16 protein-coding genes and 1 pseudogene are annotated in these 17615 nt (G+C 63.3%); 16 read left to right on the forward strand and 1 reads right to left on the reverse strand.

Annotated features, from left to right (window positions below; genetic code table 11):
* Positions 1-36 precede the first annotated feature (36 nt).
* A complete protein-coding gene (locus tag NKJ64_RS16220) occupies positions 37-1701 on the reverse strand; it encodes an ABC transporter substrate-binding protein (RefSeq protein WP_023669429.1) in 1665 nt (554 codons plus the stop codon).
* A gap of 272 nt (positions 1702-1973) precedes the next feature.
* On the opposite strand from NKJ64_RS16220, the gene NKJ64_RS16225 reads away from it, so the two are divergent.
* The 16 genes and pseudogenes from NKJ64_RS16225 to NKJ64_RS16300 all read left to right on the forward strand — a co-directional run bounded on the left by NKJ64_RS16225 (position 1974) and on the right by NKJ64_RS16300 (position 17604).
* Positions 1974-3029, forward strand: coding sequence for an ABC transporter ATP-binding protein (locus NKJ64_RS16225; RefSeq protein WP_023689461.1), 1056 nt, complete (start codon positions 1974-1976; stop codon positions 3027-3029).
* 41 nt (positions 3030-3070) lie between these two features.
* On the forward strand, positions 3071-3523 hold the full coding sequence (locus tag NKJ64_RS16230; protein WP_023693301.1) for an RbsD/FucU family protein: 453 nt from the start codon (positions 3071-3073) through the stop codon (positions 3521-3523).
* A 4-nt stretch (positions 3524-3527) separates the two neighbouring features.
* Positions 3528-4457: a ribokinase gene (rbsK, locus tag NKJ64_RS16235; RefSeq protein ID WP_352462924.1), complete on the forward strand. Its 930-nt coding sequence runs from the start codon at positions 3528-3530 to the stop codon at positions 4455-4457.
* A gap of 779 nt (positions 4458-5236) precedes the next feature.
* Entirely contained in the window at positions 5237-5701 is a 465-nt protein-coding gene (locus NKJ64_RS16240) for a universal stress protein (RefSeq protein ID WP_352462925.1), read from the forward strand.
* Between the two features lie 677 nt (positions 5702-6378).
* Positions 6379-6537 (forward strand): hypothetical protein, encoded by a 159-nt coding sequence (locus NKJ64_RS16245; protein WP_352462981.1) that lies wholly within the window; start codon positions 6379-6381, stop codon positions 6535-6537.
* Positions 6538-6682: 145 nt separating this feature from the next.
* Positions 6683-6829, forward strand: a pseudogene (locus NKJ64_RS16250) (NAD(P)/FAD-dependent oxidoreductase); the annotation flags it as partial.
* A gap of 217 nt (positions 6830-7046) precedes the next feature.
* Positions 7047-8195, forward strand: a complete 1149-nt coding sequence (locus tag NKJ64_RS16255; RefSeq protein WP_352462926.1) for an extracellular solute-binding protein — start codon at positions 7047-7049, stop codon at positions 8193-8195.
* Complete coding sequence (locus NKJ64_RS16260) at positions 8195-9046, forward strand: IclR family transcriptional regulator (RefSeq protein ID WP_352462927.1); 852 nt, start codon at positions 8195-8197, stop codon at positions 9044-9046. The genes NKJ64_RS16255 and NKJ64_RS16260 overlap by 1 nt, the downstream gene beginning before the upstream one ends.
* Positions 9047-9073: 27 nt before the next feature.
* Positions 9074-10105 carry a sugar ABC transporter substrate-binding protein gene (locus tag NKJ64_RS16265; protein WP_352462928.1) on the forward strand — a complete coding sequence of 344 codons (1032 nt, stop codon included), beginning with the start codon at positions 9074-9076 and terminating at the stop codon, positions 10103-10105.
* Positions 10106-10224: 119 nt separating this feature from the next.
* Positions 10225-11208, forward strand: coding sequence for an ABC transporter permease (locus tag NKJ64_RS16270; protein ID WP_352462929.1), 984 nt, complete (start codon positions 10225-10227; stop codon positions 11206-11208).
* Positions 11198-12730 (forward strand): sugar ABC transporter ATP-binding protein, encoded by a 1533-nt coding sequence (locus tag NKJ64_RS16275; RefSeq protein WP_352462930.1) that lies wholly within the window; start codon positions 11198-11200, stop codon positions 12728-12730. Before NKJ64_RS16270 ends, NKJ64_RS16275 begins: the two co-directional genes overlap by 11 nt.
* A gap of 62 nt (positions 12731-12792) precedes the next feature.
* Positions 12793-13788, forward strand: a complete 996-nt coding sequence (locus NKJ64_RS16280; protein WP_352462931.1) for an ABC transporter permease — start codon at positions 12793-12795, stop codon at positions 13786-13788.
* A 1-nt stretch (position 13789) separates the two neighbouring features.
* Complete coding sequence (locus NKJ64_RS16285) at positions 13790-14575, forward strand: SDR family NAD(P)-dependent oxidoreductase (RefSeq protein ID WP_352462932.1); 786 nt, start codon at positions 13790-13792, stop codon at positions 14573-14575.
* A 19-nt stretch (positions 14576-14594) separates the two neighbouring features.
* Positions 14595-15800, forward strand: coding sequence for a CaiB/BaiF CoA transferase family protein (locus NKJ64_RS16290; protein ID WP_352462933.1), 1206 nt, complete (start codon positions 14595-14597; stop codon positions 15798-15800).
* Between the two features lie 2 nt (positions 15801-15802).
* Complete coding sequence (locus tag NKJ64_RS16295) at positions 15803-16591, forward strand: enoyl-CoA hydratase/isomerase family protein (RefSeq protein WP_352462934.1); 789 nt, start codon at positions 15803-15805, stop codon at positions 16589-16591.
* On the forward strand, positions 16588-17604 hold the full coding sequence (locus NKJ64_RS16300) for an aldose epimerase family protein (protein WP_352462935.1): 1017 nt from the start codon (positions 16588-16590) through the stop codon (positions 17602-17604). Before NKJ64_RS16295 ends, NKJ64_RS16300 begins: the two co-directional genes overlap by 4 nt.
* Positions 17605-17615: the final 11 nt, after the last annotated feature.

Here is a 17615-nt window from a genome sequence, read left to right on the forward strand (position 1 = left end):
TTGCACCGCCGGACCTGTTGTCACGATAGGATCAGCCTACACGCCGAGCGAGGCCTTGTAGAGCTTGATCTGGTTTTCGCGGCCGATCTGGTCGGTCAGCTTCTCCCAGGCCGCGGCAATGGCGTCGGCGCCTTCCTGCGCCTTCATCTTGCCGGCGAATGTGTTGGCCAGAATGTCCTCGGCAGCCGAATAGTACTGGAAGATGCCGGGGATGCGCGGCTCGATCGCCGCGTTCGGATGGTTGTAGCTGTCGGCTTCCGACTTCAGATACGAGGTGATGAACGCCTCGTCGTAGCCTGCCGCCACCCATTCGGGAATGTCGAAATGCGAGTTGCGGTAGGGCTGGAAGCCGGACGGATACATCGCCGTCCAGATTGACAGGTCCTTGCCGCCGAGATGAGCGGCGGCCGACCATGCCGCTTTTTTCTTCTTTTCGTCCGTATCGACGCGGGCCATGACGTAGACGCCCCAGCCGAGATAGGCGCAGTTCGGCGCATAGTTCGGGCCGCTGGCGAGTTTGTCCCAGGCGCCGGTCTTGGCATTGTAGACGTCGTCGGACCCCGGCAGGATCGAGAAGCCGGTGACGTCGCCGATGACCGAGCTATCGTTGGTCTTGACGTTGGAGCCGACGTCGCCCCACCAGGTGACCATCGAACCGGTGCCGGCCAGGAACTGCTGGAAGGCTGTCGTGTTCGGGTCGGCGTTGATCTGGTCGGCGGGCTCCGACGGCAGCGCGTCGATGACGTCCTGGATGGCGCGCACCCAGGCCGGATTGTTGATGCGCGGCTTCATCGTGTCGGCATCGAACAGCCAGGCCTTGTCGTCGGGATGCTTGGCATAGGCGGTGGCGCGGCTGCCGAGGAAGTAGAAGCCGAAACCGCCCCAGGCCTTGGGCGCATCGAGATAGCCGAAGACGTCCTGGTCCTTGAACTTCTTGCCCTTGAGGAATTTTGTGACGGCCTGGACTTCCTGCCAGGTCTTCGGCACACCCCATTCGGTGGCCGCGCCGCCGTCCTTCCACGCCTTGGCGAGGTCGGCATCGGCAAAAACGTCGGTGCGGTAATTGAAGTTGTGCGCATCGCCATCGACGGTGATCCGGTACTGCTTGCCGTCCCAGGTGCCGACCGGCGGCTGCAGATAGGCCACGACATCCTTCATGTCGATCTGCTCTTTGACCCAGTCGGGCATCTCGGACGTCAGGCCCTTGCCGCAGACATCGCCTTCGAAGGGCGCGCCCATCTCGATGATGTCGAAGTCGACGGTGCCGGTGGCGATCGACTGCTGCAGGCGGGCATTGTAGTCGGCCTGCGCCAGGTCGATCCAGCTGATCTTGGCGCCGGTATAGGCCTCCCACGGCTTCAGGAAGCCGCGGAACAGCACATTGTGCAGGTTCTGGTTGTTGAGGCCCATGAAGGTGAGCTCGACGCCGGCGAATTCGCCTTCCTTGACGTTGGCCTTGGTGGCTTCCAGGCAGAGTTCGCCGACCTTCTGGAAATCGGCATCCGTCGGCTGACCCTTGCCGACGCCGGGGATCTGCAGAATTTTGGAGCGTAGCTCGCTGGCGGCTTCAGCCGGGCGGGTGAAAGCGCCGAGCCCAGCACCCGATGCGGCGGCGATCGCGGCCATCGAGGCCGCGCCTTTGAGTATGTCACGCCGGGTGGCACCCGCGCGGACGAGTTTTTCGTACAGACCGACTCTCATCTATTCCTCCCAGAACAACAGTCGTGAATTAAAATGCCAATCCCTCCGACGCCGAAACGTCGGCGGTTCTCCTTTATCATACGGGGACGTGGGACCCCACCCTGCGTCGCCTGGAGCTCCGATTTTCGGATAAAAATCCGACTGCCGGAGTGGCAACAGCCAATATTTGCGTAATCGATTACCTTGTCAACACGATGGCTTTTTATCGATAACATACCGACTTGCCCTTGCCGTTGGCAATGGCTAGCTTCACCGCGAGAAAAGGGGGGACGATGGCTCAAGTCGCGATCAGCAATGTGGCCAAGGCGTTCGGAACCGTCAAGGTCCTGCACGAGGTCAGCGTCGATATCGCCGATGGCCAGTTCGTGGTGCTGGTCGGCCCGTCGGGCTGCGGCAAGTCCACGCTGCTCAGGATGGTGGCCGGGCTGGAGACCGTGTCCGGCGGCACGATCGCCATTGGCGAGCGCATCGTCAACAATCTGCCGCCGGCCAAGCGCGACATCGCCATGGTGTTCCAGAACTACGCGCTCTATCCGCACAAGACGGTGGAGCAGAACATGGCGTTTGCGCTGAAGCTGCGCAAGACCGATCCAGCCGTGGTCGCCGAGCGGGTCAAGCGCGCCGCCGACATTCTCGACCTCAATCCGTACCTGAAACGTTATCCGCGCCAGCTATCCGGCGGCCAGCGCCAGCGCGTCGCCATGGGCCGCGCCATCGTGCGCAATCCGCAAGTCTTCCTGTTCGACGAGCCGCTCTCCAATCTCGACGCCAAGCTGCGCGTGCAAATGCGCACCGAGATCAAGGAACTGCACCAGCGGCTGAAGACCACCACCATCTACGTCACCCACGACCAAATCGAGGCCATGACCATGGCCGACAAGATCGTCGTCATGCGCGATGGCCGTATCGAGCAGGTCGGCGCGCCATTGGAATTGTTCGACCGGCCGGCCAATCTGTTTGTCGCCGGCTTCATCGGCTCGCCGTCGATGAACCTGCTCAAAGGCGTGGTGCGCAAGGGCGACAAGGTCGAGATAGCAGGCACGCTGTTCCCGGTCGCGGCCGGCAGCGCCGCCAAGGAGGGCCAGGCCGTGGTCTATGGCGTGCGGCCCGAGCATCTCGAAATCCATCCCGACGGCGTGCCGGCAAAGATCTCGGTGGTCGAACCCACGGGTTCCGAAACGCTGGTCTTCGTGCGCTTCGGCGACAGCGGCGAGATGGTGGCGCTGTTTCGCGAGCGCCACGACTTCAAGCCCGGCGACACGCTCAATCTCAAGCCGCGCCTCGACCAGGTCCATCTCTTCGACGCCGAGACCGGCAACCGGCTCTGATTTCCAATCGACTTTGACCAAACTGTTTGACGAGGACTGCCATGCTCAAAGGGATCAACCCATTGCTCAATGCCGATGTGCTCCAAGCGCTCAGGGCAATGGGACACGGCGACGATCTGATCATCGCCGACACCAATTTCCCCGCCGATTCGGTGGCAAAGCAGACCGTGCTCGGCAAGCTGCTGCGCATCGATGCGCCGGCGGCCGATGTCGCCAAGGCGGTGCTGTCGCTCTATCCGCTCGACACTTTCGTCGACGACGCGGCCGCGCGCATGGAGATCGTCGGCAAGCCGGACGAGATTCCGCCGGTGCAAAAAGAGGTGCAAAAGGAGATCGACAAGGCCGAGGGCAAGGCCTGGCCGATGATCTCGGTCGAGCGCTATGCCTTCTACGAGCGCGCCAAGAAAGCCTATTGCGTCATCCAGACCGGGGAGCGCCGCTTCTATGGCTGCTTCGCCTTTCGCAAGGGCGTCGTGCCGCCGGACGCCGAGTAGGGCCATGGCGTCGGGCAAGCCTGTCGTCATTCTGGGCGTTTTCGTCGCCGACACCGCTTACCGGGCCGATCGACAGCCGCGCATGGGCGAGACCATTCTTGGTAATTCCTTCAAGCTGGGACCTGGCGGCAAGGGCTCGAACCAGGCAGTGGCGGCAGGCAAGCTCGGCGCCGACATCACTTTCCTGACCCGGCTTGGCGTCGATGCTTTCGCCGACATGGCCAAGGCGACCTGGGCAGAGGCGGGCGTGAAATCCGCCGTCATCGACACGCCGCAAAGCTATACCGGCGCGGCCTACATCTTCATCGAGGAGACGACCGGCAACAACGCCATCATCGTCAGCCCGGGTGCGGCGATGCTGATCTCGTCTGAAGACATCGAGGCCAATGCCGGCCTGATCCGTGGAGCCGGCGTCTTCGTCACCCAGCTCGAACAGCCGATCGACGCGGCACTGCGCGCACTCGAGATCGCGCGCGGGGCAGGGGTGACCACCATTCTCAATCCGGCGCCCGCGGCCAAGCTGCCGGACCGCATCTACACGCTGTGCGACTATGTGACCCCCAACGAAACCGAGGCCGAAGAGCTGACCGGCATCAAGGTTTCTTCGATCGACGAGGCTCGCCGCGCCGCCGACAGCCTGCTCAAAAAGGGCGTCGGCTCGGTCATCATCACGCTCGGCGAAAAAGGCGCGCTGCTGCACACGGCCGCTCGGTCCGACCATGTTCCCGTGGTCAGTGCCGGTCCGGTGGTCGAAACCACCGGCGCGGGCGATGCCTTCAATGGCGGCCTGGCCGCCGCACTCGCCAAAGGCGTGGAGCCGCTGCAAGCCGTCCGCTTCGCCTGCGCCGTCGCCGGCATTTCGGTGACGCGGCCGGGTACGGCGCCATCCATGCCGACGCTGCATGAGGTCGAGGCGCTGCTGGCCGAGGGGTGAGGTCGTTGCGGGAGAGATCGAGTTCAGATCCGACCGGATCTGAATTGCCTCATGCAAGACCATGATTCTAGACGATTATGTCACATTTCTCCTGAGGAGAAATGGCGCGAGTGACGGGGCTCGAACCCGCGACCTCCGGCGTGACAGGCCGGCGAAAACGCCTGATTAATCAACGAATGGTTCCAATTCCTCACGCTCTCGAATTTGCGGGAAAAAGCGCGAAATTGAAACTTGCTTATCAGAACTCCTCGTAAACTTGCGAGGTATTCACTTTGATCGGCGCCTCCGCTGCTGCCCCTAGCGGCTGGACCGGGACAGACTGCTCCCGGCAAGAGACACAGTATAAAAATTTGAAAACTGCTCTTATTCACGCAAGATCTGCTTGACGACTGACGTCCAGGCTAGAAGGCGGACGTCGACATTTCGATTTAGGCCCTGATCGGTGACGCCGGTTCTTCCAAGTCGCGTCTGGCCATCGAGCGGGGCTGAATAGTGTAAAGTCGAGGGACTGGACGACCGGCTTCCCGATGGCTTCCGATCTTCAGCTTATCGGCGACGCCGCTGGTCGTGCACGATCCTTTTGATGAGGGCAGGCACTGCGCGCACCTATTTGTGGCAAGCCGCCTCAGTTTTGGACAGGCTGAAGCTACACAACCGCCGGGCGTCGAACTGCCTCCGATTATTGGGAATTTGTCGCTAGCGTTGGATCAGGCCGTAGGGGCGGACCTCTTGGAGTTTGTAATGCGCGGCAGTAGCCGGGGCGGGCGCAGGTCGCCTTCTTGAGATCGCCGGCGTTCGAGGGTCCGCTCTGCCTGGTGCTGAAGCTGGCCGGCGCCGGCCGGCAGATGCCAAGGCTGGGGCCAGGAACCGGCAAGATCCTGGTTCCGGTCAACGGCACCGCAATCGCGCGTCGGGGCGCCGAACTGGCGCTGGCGATTGCCGCCGTGACCGGTGCGCCGGTCAAGATGCTCTATGTCGCGCGCGTTGGCCGCGACGAACGGCGCGATATCGTATCGCATCGCCGCAGGGAGGCGGTGCTGAAGGATATCGTAGCACTTGCCGACCGCTATGGCGTCGAAATCGAGACCGCCATCCGCAGCCGCGCCGCCGCCGATGCCATTCCCCGCCAGGCGGGCAGGGGAGCGCTGATCGTCATGGGCGTGGCGCGGCGCACCGGCGAGGAGCTCTTCTTCGGCGAGAGGGCCACCGGCCTGCTGCAGCGCTGCCGTGCCCGGTGGTGCTGATCTCCGATTCCAGGCTGCGCCGTGATGACGAGGGTAGGGAAGAACTGCGGTCGGGAATGGGTGGAGCGTGATCTCCCCCTTGAGGGTCCCTTGAGGGGTTGAGGAGTGGTCCGCGTAGCGGACAGAAAGCCAATTGCTTGGCTTTCTGAATGACGAAAGCCGACAGGCCAGAGGGAGTCGCCGCGTGTCAAGCGCTGGCCTCTTCTCGGCAATAAACTCTCGATATGTGACCGATCTCGTGATGCGACAAAATCGCACCAAGGGAGGAAAGAGACGAAGCCTTCTGTCCGCCTTGGGAAGCCAACCGGAACGTCTGCTTTGCGCCTAATGTCGGCCTTTGAGTTGAACTTTGCCCTTGCCTAAAAGCCGACATTCGGCATGAGCACGGCAAACGTCTACTGTTTCTTCCCCTCAAGGGACGCAATCAAAGAATCCATCTGCGGGAAAGCTTTGAACGAGATAGCTGACATCGCCCTCGCAATCGCACGCACAAACACGCCCGCCGGGGAGAAACTCGGCCAGCTACTGACCGCCGTTCACCACCACAAGAAGATGACGCTGGTCAAGGAAAAGCGCATGCACGACCTGCTTGTCGCCGGCATGCAGGAGAACTGGGCGACCATCAAGGCGCATATCGAGCACATGGTAACTACCTTAGGGGTATCATCCGCGAGGGCATCGAAACCGGCGAATTCAACGTCGATGATTCCGCTACGGCGGCGCGTGCCGTCCACACCGCGTTCACGCCGTTCCTCCATCCGATTCTGATCGAACGCTGCCTCGAACATGGGGAGATGCCGAAGTGGGCTTGCGCGCGCAGATTGGATTTTGCCTGAAAGCTCTTGGTAAGTCAGCCTAACATGCCAGCGCAGACCTGCGGTCGCTGTGTCTCGTGAACGTCCGAGGAATGTCGCCAGGCGTCCGATATCGCGGTGATAGTTGCGCGCTGTCTGTGTCTCCCCTGAGAAACGCCGCGTGTTCAAGGTCGACGAGCGCCGCGAAACCAGCATGCCCGGCATCTACGCCGCGGGTGACCTCGCCAACCCCCTCGCGCCGCCATCGGTCACCCTGGCAATATCGCACGGCGCGACGGCTGGGATTTCCGCCCAGCAGTCGATGCTGGTTTGAGAGCACAGATTGGAGGATGAGCATGGCCGTCGAACCGGACAGCGCGGGTGTGCGGCGAACTGCGCGGCATCTGCGCGCCGTGGAGACGTTCGGGCTGGCTTGAAGCCGCCAGGCACACATCAATTTTGCATATGTAAAAGTTACTTGTCTATGTGAAAATACCTGCTAGGACTCGGCGGGCCGGGTGCATGCCCAGTCCAGGGAGGAATTGCCTGAAATGACAAGACTGCGCGGTCTTGCGTGGGATCATCGACGCTGCTGGGGTCCGCTCGACGCCAGCGTCGGGCCCTATTGCGCCGGCAATCCCGGCCTGGAAATCGAATGGGACCGCCGCAGCCTCTATGAATTCGGCGAGGGCGCGCTCGGTCCGCTGCTCGCCACCTACGATCTGGTTGTGTTCGACCATCCCTTCATCGGCGACATCGCGCAGGATGAACTGATGGTGCCGTTCGACGCCCATCTGTCGGCGCGGCAGATCCGCTTCTTCGAACAGGATTCGGTTGGTGCGTCCTGGCGCTCCTATGAAAAGAACGGGCGCCAATGGGCGTTGCCGATCGATGCCGCTTGCCAGGTCGCTTCCTACCGCCCGGATCTTCTGGAGCGCTACGGACAGGCGCCGCGCAGCCATGACGAGGTGCTCGAGCTCGGCCGGCAGGCGCGCAAGGACGGCAAGTGGCTCGGCCTTCCCTGCGTGCCGACGGATGCCATGTGCCTGCTTCTGACGCTCGGCCATCCGCAGGAAGACGGCGAGCAGTTCATTGCAAAGGAAATGGTGGAGCAAGCCATCGGGCAATTGCGCGAGCTTGCGGCACTGTCGCATCCTAACTCGCCGAAATGGAATCCGATCCGCTGCTACGACCACATGATCGCGCATGACGATGTGGTCTATGTGCCGTTCGCCTTCGGCTATGTAAATTACGCCTCGAAAACCAACAGGCCGCATCTGCGCTTTGCCAACGTGCCGACTCCGCACTCGGCCGGTGCCCTGCTCGGCGGCGCCGGCATCGGCGTCAGCGCCCAGTCGAAGCACAAGCAGGCCGCGATTGACTACGCGCTGTTCCTGTGCTCACCCGACTATCAGCGGGGCGACTATGTCAGGGCAGGCGGACAGCCGGGGTCACTGGCCGCCTGGAAGGACGCCGGGGTCAACGATTTTTCCGGAGATTTCTTCAGCGCGACGCTGCAGGCGATAAGTTCCTCCTATCTGCGTCCGACGCATCCCGGGTTCATGGCTTTCTTCCGGCAATGCGCGCCGCATGCGGCCGCTGCCATCGCCGGCGACATGACGGCCGCCGACCTCGCCGAGCGCGTCAACCGCCTGTACCGCGACACCAGGCAGGGCCAGCCGCAACGGAGCGTTGCGTGATGGCCGCCAGCGTTGCCGAGATGATCGACGAAGCCGAAGGCGCCCGCAACGGCTACCGCGTGCCGGCGGTGGAGAAGGCGCTCGACGTTCTGGAGTTCATGTCCGCCAGCGCCGAAACGCTGACTCAGACCGAGATCGCGTCCGGCCTCGGTCGCTCCATCCACGAAATCTACCGCATCCTGCTTCTGCTGGAGAAGCGCGGCTACATCTTCCGCACCCAATCGGACCGCTTCCGGCTGTCGCTAAAACTGTTCGAGCTGGCGCACATGCATCCGCCGGTGAACCGGCTGGTCGAATGCGCGCTGCCGGTGATGCGCGAATTGACCGCCAATGCGGATCAAAGCTGTCACCTCGTCGTGCGCGAAGGCCAGAACGCGCTGGTGGTGCTGCAGATCGATTCCCCGCTGCCGATGCGCTACTCGGTTGCGCTGGGTTCGCATTTTCCGATCCTCGAAACCAGTTCCGGCGCAGTGCTGCTCGCCCATTCGAACCGGGCAGAGCGCGACCGCATCGTCGAGGCGATCGTCGTCGCCGGCGAGGGCCAGGGCACGCGGGCGGAAATCGAAGCGCGGCTGAACGAGGCTGCAAGGCTCGGCTACGAGATGCGCGTCTCATTGGCCGTCGAGGCCTGCACCAACATCTCGATGCCGGTGCGCGATCACACCGGCGCCGTCATCGCCGCTCTCACGGTGCCGCTGCTGCCGCAGAAGGCGGCGCGCTTCGACCGCGAAACGGTTTTCGAACGCACCCGGGCCGCCGCCGAAAAGATATCAGCGGCACTCGGCTGGGGCGAGGCCACCACCTCTTCACGTGCCGACCCGGAACGGCGGGACTACCCGTTCAGCGATTAACAAAAGCGATAAAACTGGGAGAGAAACATGCACTGGTACAAGTCAATCCTGTTCGCATCCGCGGCTCTGCTGGCCATGGGCGCGGCGGCGGCGCATTCCGAGAACATGCCCAAGCGCATCGGCTACGTCACCAACTACGCCACCCATGAGTGGTATCAGAATGTCATCAAGGGCATGAAGGCGCACGGCAAGGAACTCGGTATCGAGGTCGAGGTGCAGGACGCCAATCTCGACATATCCAAGCAGGTCGCGGCGGCTGAAGACTTCATCGCCAAGGGCGTCGATGTGCTGATCATCACGCCTGTCAACGAAGAGGGCGTGGTGCCGCTGCTGCGTCAGGCCAAAGCCGCCAACATCCCGGTTGTGCTTGAAGGCAACCCGGTCAAGGGCATGACCACAATGGTCGCCATCTGCGACTATGACACCGGCTATTTCTCCGGCGTCGAGGCCGGCAAATATGCCAAGGAAAAGCTCGGCGGCGTTGCCAAGGTGATGAATGTCGGACTGCCACTGCTGTCCGCCACGGTGCTGCGCTCGCACGGCTTCATGGACGGGCTGAAGACCGTCATTCCTGACGCGGTTATGGTCCACGACCTTGACGGCGGCGGCAATCCGGACCGCGCGCTCGAAGTGTCCTCGGCGGCACTGGCCAAGAACGCCGACATCAACATCATCTACGGCATCAACGATTCCTCCTCGCTCGGCGGCCTGCAGGCCTGGAAGGCGGCGGGGAAGTCGCAGGATGGCCTGTTGACCGTCGGCACCGGCGGCGAGGGGCTTGCCTTCATCAACGCGATGCAGAACGAGCCGTCTTATCGCATCGAAGCCGCGATGTTCCCCGAGAAGGAAGGCTTCACCGCCATCGATGCCGCGGTGAAACTGTTCAACAACGAGGAAGTGCCGGAGCACATCGTCAGCCCGACGGCGCCGATGAACGGCGAGGACTGGAAGAAGTACTACGATTACGACGGCACCACCCGCACCGTCAAATGGGACGCCGTCAACGCACTGCAGCCGCCGGCAAAGTGCATGAAGACTTCGGCTGACCTGAAGAATTAGGTTGGTCGGCATTGCCCTTCCCGCGCCGCGGGAAGGGCAGACAGTCAGGTGCCGCTGGCGGCATGGACAAGGCGTCGGGTTCCGGTGCCTGACGCAAAGCGGTTCGGGAATGGACTGAAATGAGCGAGCTAACACACGCCTCCGCGCCGAAGCGGTTTATCGGCGGCCAGCTGCTGGGCAGCAGCCAGCTTGTGCTCGGCGTCATGCTGGCGGTGCTGTGCGTCGCCATCTCGATCGCGGCGCCGCAGTTCTACTCGGAGGCCAACATCATCGCCATCCTGCGTCAATGCGCGCTGGTGCTGATCGTCGCCTCCGGCATGACCATGCTCATCATCACCGCCGAGGTCGATCTGTCGGTCGGTGCATCGATCGCCTTTGTCGGCTGCATCGGCATGGCGGTGCTCAATTCGACGCACAGCCTCGCGCTCGGCGTGCTGGCGGCACTGGCCTTCGCCGGCGGGGTCGGCCTGTTCAACGGGCTGGTCGTCACCAGGCTCAGGGTGAACTCGCTGATCGCCACCATCGGCACGATGATGATGCTGCAGGGCGGTGTCTATCTGTTCACACGCGAGGCGGTGCAGAACCACAACCAGCTGACCAGCTTCACCGATCTCGGCGCCGGCTATGTCGGAGCGGTGCCGGTGCCGGTCATCCTGGCAGCGCTGGTTTTCGCGGTCGGCTATGTGGCGCTGCGCTTCACCACGCTCGGCCGTTATCTCTACGCGGTGGGCGCCAATGAGAAAGCCGTGCGCCTGTCGGGCGTGCGTTCCGAACGCCTCAAGCTGTTTGCCTTCATCGTCACCGGCCTCTGCGTCGGCGTCGCCGGCATGATCCTGTCCTCGCTGATGAATGCCGGCCAGCCGACCGCTGGCCGTGGCTTCGAACTGACGGTGATCGCCGCCGTCATTCTCGGCGGCACCAGCCTGCTCGGCGGCCGCGGCTCGCTGTTCGGCACACTGCTCGGCGTGCTGGTCCTGAAGGTGATCGACAACGGCATCATCATTCTCGGCTGGAACCAGGACCTGCAGATGGTGGTGCCGGGCGTCGTCATCATCCTGGCAACCTATCTCGACATCATCCGGAACAGAGCCAATGTCCGTTGATTTTCTGCATCCCGGCGAAGGCGCTGCCATCGACAAGAATGTGCCGGCACTCGAACTGCGCGGCATCGACAAGCGCTTTCCGGGAGTCGTGGCGCTGGACAATGTCGACTTCACCCTGGAGCCCGGCAAGATCCACGCGCTGATGGGCGAGAACGGCGCCGGCAAGTCGACGCTGATCAAGATCATGGCCGGCGTCTATGGCAAGGACGCCGGCACCATCCGCCTGCGCGGACGCGAGGTCGACATCAAGTCGCCGCGCGACAGCCTGAAAGAGGGCATCAAGGTCGTGTTCCAGGAGATCGCGCTGATCTCCGAATTCACCGTTGCCGAGAACATCTTCCTCGAGGGATATCCCACCGGCAGAGCCGGCTCGATCGATTGGAAGAAGATCCGTGCCGATGCGGCAGCCCTTTTCAGCCGCATCGGCTTCAACGTCGATCCGGCGGCGCGCACGGGGTCGCTGCCGGTCAGCCAGCAGCAGATGGTCGAGATTGCCCGTGCGCTCGCCCACGAGGCCCGCGTCGTGGTGATGGACGAGCCGACCTCCTCGCTGACGCCCAAAGAGGTTTCGCTGCTGTTCACCGTCATCCGCCGGCTGGCCGCCCTCGGCATCGCGGTGGTCTATGTCAGCCACAAGCTCGACGAGGTTTTCGAGATCGCCGACACGGTCACGGTGCTGCGCGACGGCCGCCACATCTCGACCAGGCTGATCGGCGAGCACAGCAACGACACGCTGATCAAGGACATGATCGGACGGCGCATCGACAATCTGTTTCCCCGCCAGCGCGGCGCGGCGGGCAGCAAGGTCGCGCTGTCGGTTGAAAAGCTCAGCACGGCGAGGAAGCTGACCGACGTATCTTTCGAGGCGCGCGCCGGCGAAGTGCTCGGCTTCTTCGGATTGATGGGCGCGGGCCGAACCGAGCTTGCCAAGGCAATGGTCGGTTACGATCCGATCACTTCGGGTACGATCACGGTCGACGGCAGTCCCCTGAAGCCGCACGACACGCCCACCGGCGTCAAGCTCGGCATTGGCCTGCTCACCGATGACCGCAAGAACGAAGGCCTGATGGGCGACCTGCCTGTCTACCAGAATGCCAGCCTCGCCTCGCTCGGCGCCTTCGCGCGCATGGGGTTCGTCGACACGGCAAAAGAACACAAGGCGGTGCAGGACTATGTCGACCGCTTCCGCATCAAGACCCCCAGCCTGTTCCAGCAGGTCAAGAACCTGTCGGGCGGCAATCAGCAGAAGGTGTTGATCGCGCGCTGGCTGATGCGCGGCCTGAAGGTGATCGTCGTCGACGAGCCGACTCGCGGCATCGATGTCGGCGCCAAGTCGGAGATCTTCGCGCTGATCGACCGGCTCGCCGGCGAAGGCCTGGCGGTCGTCATGATGACGTCCGAGATGGCGGAGCTGCTCGGTCTTTCCGACCGGATCGCGGTGATGTGCGAAGGCCGTCTCACCGCGATCATGTCGCGCGACGAAGCCACCCAGGAGAAGATCCTCAATGCGGCGATCGGCTAAACCATGACGCATCGCGTCAGCGTCCCGAGCGATCCGGTCCACCTCCTCGAATGGAGCAAGCGATGAGCCTTGCCAGCACCGCTTCCGTGAAAGCCCCGCCCTCCCTTTTGGCTCGGCTCTTTGCCCGGCAGGAACTGGCGCTGCTCGTCTGCCTTATCCTGGTGATCGTTTTCTTTTCCGTCACGGCGGAGAACTTCTTCTCCGTGCGCAACATCACCAACGTGCTCGGGCAGGCCTCGCTGGCGCTCACCGCCGGCATCGGCTGCGCCATCGTCTTCATATCCGGCGAGGTCGACATTTCGATCGGGTCGCTGCTGGCGACCATTGCCCTGCCGCTGATCATCATCATGAACGACACCAGTTCGCTGCTGCTCGGCGTCAGCGGCGCGCTGCTGTTCGGCCTGATCATCGGTGCGGTCAACGGCTACCTCACCGCCTATGCCGGCATCAACTCGCTGATCGTGACCCTGGGCACCATGTTCATCATGCGTGGCGGCGTCTATCTCTACACCGGCCAGCGCGCGATTCCGGACAATGCCTCGCTCGACAGCTTCATCGCGCTGTCGGATGGCCGCCTGTTCAACATCATCCCGTATTCGGCGGTCATCGCCATCGTCCTGCTCACAGCCTTCACCTACACGATGCGGCACCGGCCATTCGGACGGCAGATCTATGCCGTCGGCGGCAATCCGGAAGTGGCGCGGCTGGCGGGCTACGATGTGCGGCGCGTCAAGTTCATCTGCTTCATCACCAGCTCGCTGCTCGCGACGGTTGCCGGCATCATCCTCGCCGCCCGCGTTGGTTCGGCGCAGCATACGGCTGGGCTGAATTTCGAATTCCAGGTCGTCGCCGCGACGGTCCTCGGCGGGGTCAGCCTTGCCGGCGGCATCGGCAGCCTGACCGGCATGGCGCTCGGGGTGCTGATCCTGCAGTTCCTGTCCAACGGCCTGCGCGGACTTGGTCTGCCGACCGAATGGCAGCTGGTCATCACCGGCATGATCATCATTGCCGCGGTCGCCTTCGACGAAGCGAAGCGCCGGCGCGCGATTGGAGGCTGACATGGCTCGTCTTGAAGGGAAGATCGTCGTCATCACGGGTGCTGCTGACGGCATCGGCCACGCGATCGCCGAAGCGATGGCAAGGGAGGGCGCGCACGTCTTCCTCGCCGACATCGCCGACAGCGCGGGCGAAGCGTTTGCGGCCGCACTGCGCGCCGCCGGCCACCGTGCTGACTACGTGCATTGCGACGTGTCGCAGGAGGCCGACATCACCGGCCTCATCGACAGCGCCGTCAAAAAGACCGGGCGCCTCGACGTGCTGGTCAACAACGCCGCCATCGCCATTGGCGGCATGCCGGTGCATGAGATGACCGACGAGCAGTGGCACCGGCTGATATCAGTCAACCTGACCAGCGTCTTTCGAGGCTGTAAATACGCGCTGCCGCACTTGATCGCGCAGAAGTCTGGCTCGATCATCAACATGGCCTCGGCGCAGGGCCATATCGGCCTCGACGGCTGGACCGCCTATGCCGGCGTCAAGGGCGCGGTGATGGCGATGACGCGGCAGATGGCGGTCGAGTTCGGACCGATGAACATCCGCGTCAATTCAATCTCGCCGGGCACCATCAACACGCCGATGAACGACAAGCTGATCAAGGAGATCGGCGGCAATCTCGCCAAAGCCTGGGTCAAGATGCATCCGCTCGGCCGCATCGGCGAGCCTTCCGAAGTGGCGGAGGCCGCAGTCTATCTCGCCTCCGATGCCGCCGGCTTCACCACCGGCACCGACCTGCGTGTCGACGGCGGGCTGACTGCGGCACCGCGCTACGTTCCTGAACTGCTTTAAACACGAAACGAGACATGAAATGAACAAGGCCCTCGAAGGCGTCCGCATCCTGGATTTCAGCCATCTGCTGCAAGGGCCGTTCGCCACGCAGCTGCTCGGCGACATGGGCGCCGACGTCATCAAGGTCGAGCGCGCCGGCGCCGGCGACATGTTCCGCGGCATGACCTTCTTTGCCAAGTGGGTGGGCGGCTCAGAAAGCCCGAATTTCCTCGCCTGGAACCGCAACAAGCGCTCGATCGCGCTCAATTTGAAGAGCCGCAAGGTGCACGCCATTCTCATGGAGATGGCAAAGAGCGCCGATGTGGTGGTGCAGAATTTCCGCCCCGGCGTGCTGGCCAAGCTCGGCTACGGCTATGAGGACTTCAAGGCCGTCAATCCGCGCATCATCTATTGCTCAGGATCTGGCTATGGCGAGGAAGGCCCCTATGTCGAGCGCCCCGGCCAGGACATGCTGATCCAGGGGCTTGCCGGGCTGATTGCCAACACCGGCCGCGGCGACCAGGCGCCGGTTCCGGCCGGCGCTGGTCTCGCCGACCAGATCGGCGCCATGAACATGGTCTACGGCATCCTGTCGGCGCTCTACTATCGCGAGAAGACCGGCAAGGGCCAGAAGATCGAGGTCAATCTGCTGGCTGGCCTGCTGGCGCATCTCAACCAGGAATATGTCGCCGTGCTCAACCTCGGCCAGGATTTCGTCCGCCCGAATTCCGGCATCGGCCACCCCGGCATGCAGGCGCCGTTCGGCATCTACGAGACGAAGGACGGCGGCTACATCTCGATCGCCATGAGCCCCTTCAAAACGCTGTACGAGGTGCTGGAGGCGCCGCAGCTTGCCGTCTACGACGACCTGAAGACGCTGTTCGACAAGCGTGACGAGGTGTTCGAGAAGGTCAATGCCGAGACCAGGAAGTTCGCCTCGCAGGATTTGTTGGCACGGCTGCTGGCAGTCGACATCTGGTGCGCCGAGGTCAAGGATATCCGCCACGCGGCGGAGGATCCGCAGGTCAAGCACATGGGCATGATCACCAGCTACGATCATCCACGTGGTGGCACGGTGCGGGTGGTGGCGCCCGCAGTCAGGATGAGCGAGACGCCAGCGAGCATCGATCGGCCGGCGCCGCTGGTCGGCCAGCATGGCCGCGAGATCCTGGCCGAGTTCGGCCTCTCCAAGGAAGAGATCGCAGCCCTTGAGGCGTCCGGCGACATGACCGTGGACGCGGCCTGACGATGACAGCCTATCAGACACTCACGGTCGAAATCTCGGGTCGCGTTGCCATCGTCACTTTCCGGCGCGCTGACCAGCTCAACGCCATGAACCGGCTGATGCAAGGCGAGATCACCGAGGCTTTCGAGACGCTGTCCGGCGATGCAAGCATCGGTGCGATCGTGGTGACCGGCGAGGGGCGCGGCTTCATGGCCGGCGCCGACATCAAGGAATACGCGGCGCAGACCGCAGCGGAGTTCGACATCTTCCAGGCCGCCGGCACGCGCATGTACGCGGCGATCGAGAACAATCGGAAGCCGGTGATCGCGGCGGTCAACGGTTTTGCTCTTGGCGGCGGCATGGAGCTGGTGTTGTGCTGCGACGTCGTCATCGCCAACCCGTTCGCCAAACTCGGCCTGCCGGAGATCAAGCTCGGGCTGATCCCGGGCGGCGGCGGCACACAGCGCAGCGTCGCCGCGCTCGGCCGCAACCGCGCCAATTTCCTGCTGATGACCGGCGCCATCGTGCCGGCCTCCGAATTCACCGCTGCCGGCCTGGTCAACGAGGTCGTCGATGTCGACAGGCTGATGCCGCGCGCGCTGGAATTGGCTGAGATGATTGCCGCCGAGCCCGCCGAGGCGATCGAAGGGTTGAAGGCGCTGACCGCGCATGCCGTGTCTGGCAATCTGGCCGAAGGTCTCGCCACGGAACGCGACATATTGGGCGACCTCTATCGCAGCGAGATCGGCCAGCAGCGGGTCAAGGAATTCGCCGACAGGAGCACTGCGCGGCTGAAGAAGGCCGGGTCGTGAACAGCGACGACGACCATCGCGGGTTGGGCTGGGCGCATGGCGCGCTGACCGTCCACCGGCTTGGCGCGATGCTCGCCCCCGTTACCTTTCTGCTGGCGGATGGCCGGCAGGTCTCGCCGATGCACATCGCACCGTGGTCGAGCGAGCCGGAGGCGGCTGCGCTGCCGGGCATGCTGCGCAAGCTACGCGGCGAATGGCCCTGCGTGCCCTTCGGCTATTCGGTGCCCGCCGAAGGGTGGCCCGAGACTTGGGCGCGGGTTATGGGGCCGCCGGGGCTGGACGAAGAAGTCCACGGCCACAGCTCCAACCATGACTGGACCTGGCGCGACAGCGAGAGCGGATCGCTGTCGCTGGTCTTGGACTATCCCGAGGGGAGTCCTGTCGAGCGTGTCGAACGGACGATTATTCCCGATCAATCGGCACCGGCAATCGACATTGAATTCAAGATCGTCGTCCGCCGAGCCTGCCGCTTGCCGATCGGCCTTCATCCAGTATTCCGGCTACCTTTCGAGACAGGCGCCGCTATGTTGGAACTCGGCAGCTTCGATGAAGGCCGCACCTATCCACACGATGTCGAAACCGGCGCGGAACTGTTTGCCCGGAACAAATCTTTCTCCGACCTAAGCAATGTGCCGGCGCGAGCCGGCGGTGTTGTCGACGTCTCGCGATTGCCTTTGGCCGCCGACACCGAGGAATTGCTGCAAATAGAGGGGCTCGATGGCGCGGCTGCGCTCGCCAACCACGCGGACGGCTATCGGGTAAAACTCTCCTGGCAGAAGGAACATTTCCCCAGCCTTCTGCTCTGGTACTCCAATCGAGGCCGCAGGGCCGCACCCTGGAATGGGCGCCATGTCGCCATCGGTATCGAGCCGATCTGCTCACCTTTCGGCCTCGGCCCGGCGACCGCGCTGGCCGACAACCCAATCGCCCAATCCGGCATTGCGACGGCACTGGCCTTCTCGCCGGAAAAACCGTTCGTGACCCGCTACCGCATCGAGGCGTCCGCGCTGTGAATGATCGTGCC

Origin of the sequence: Mesorhizobium sp. M0062, assembly GCF_040323125.1 — a bacterium.
Lineage (GTDB): Bacteria > Pseudomonadota > Alphaproteobacteria > Rhizobiales > Rhizobiaceae > Mesorhizobium.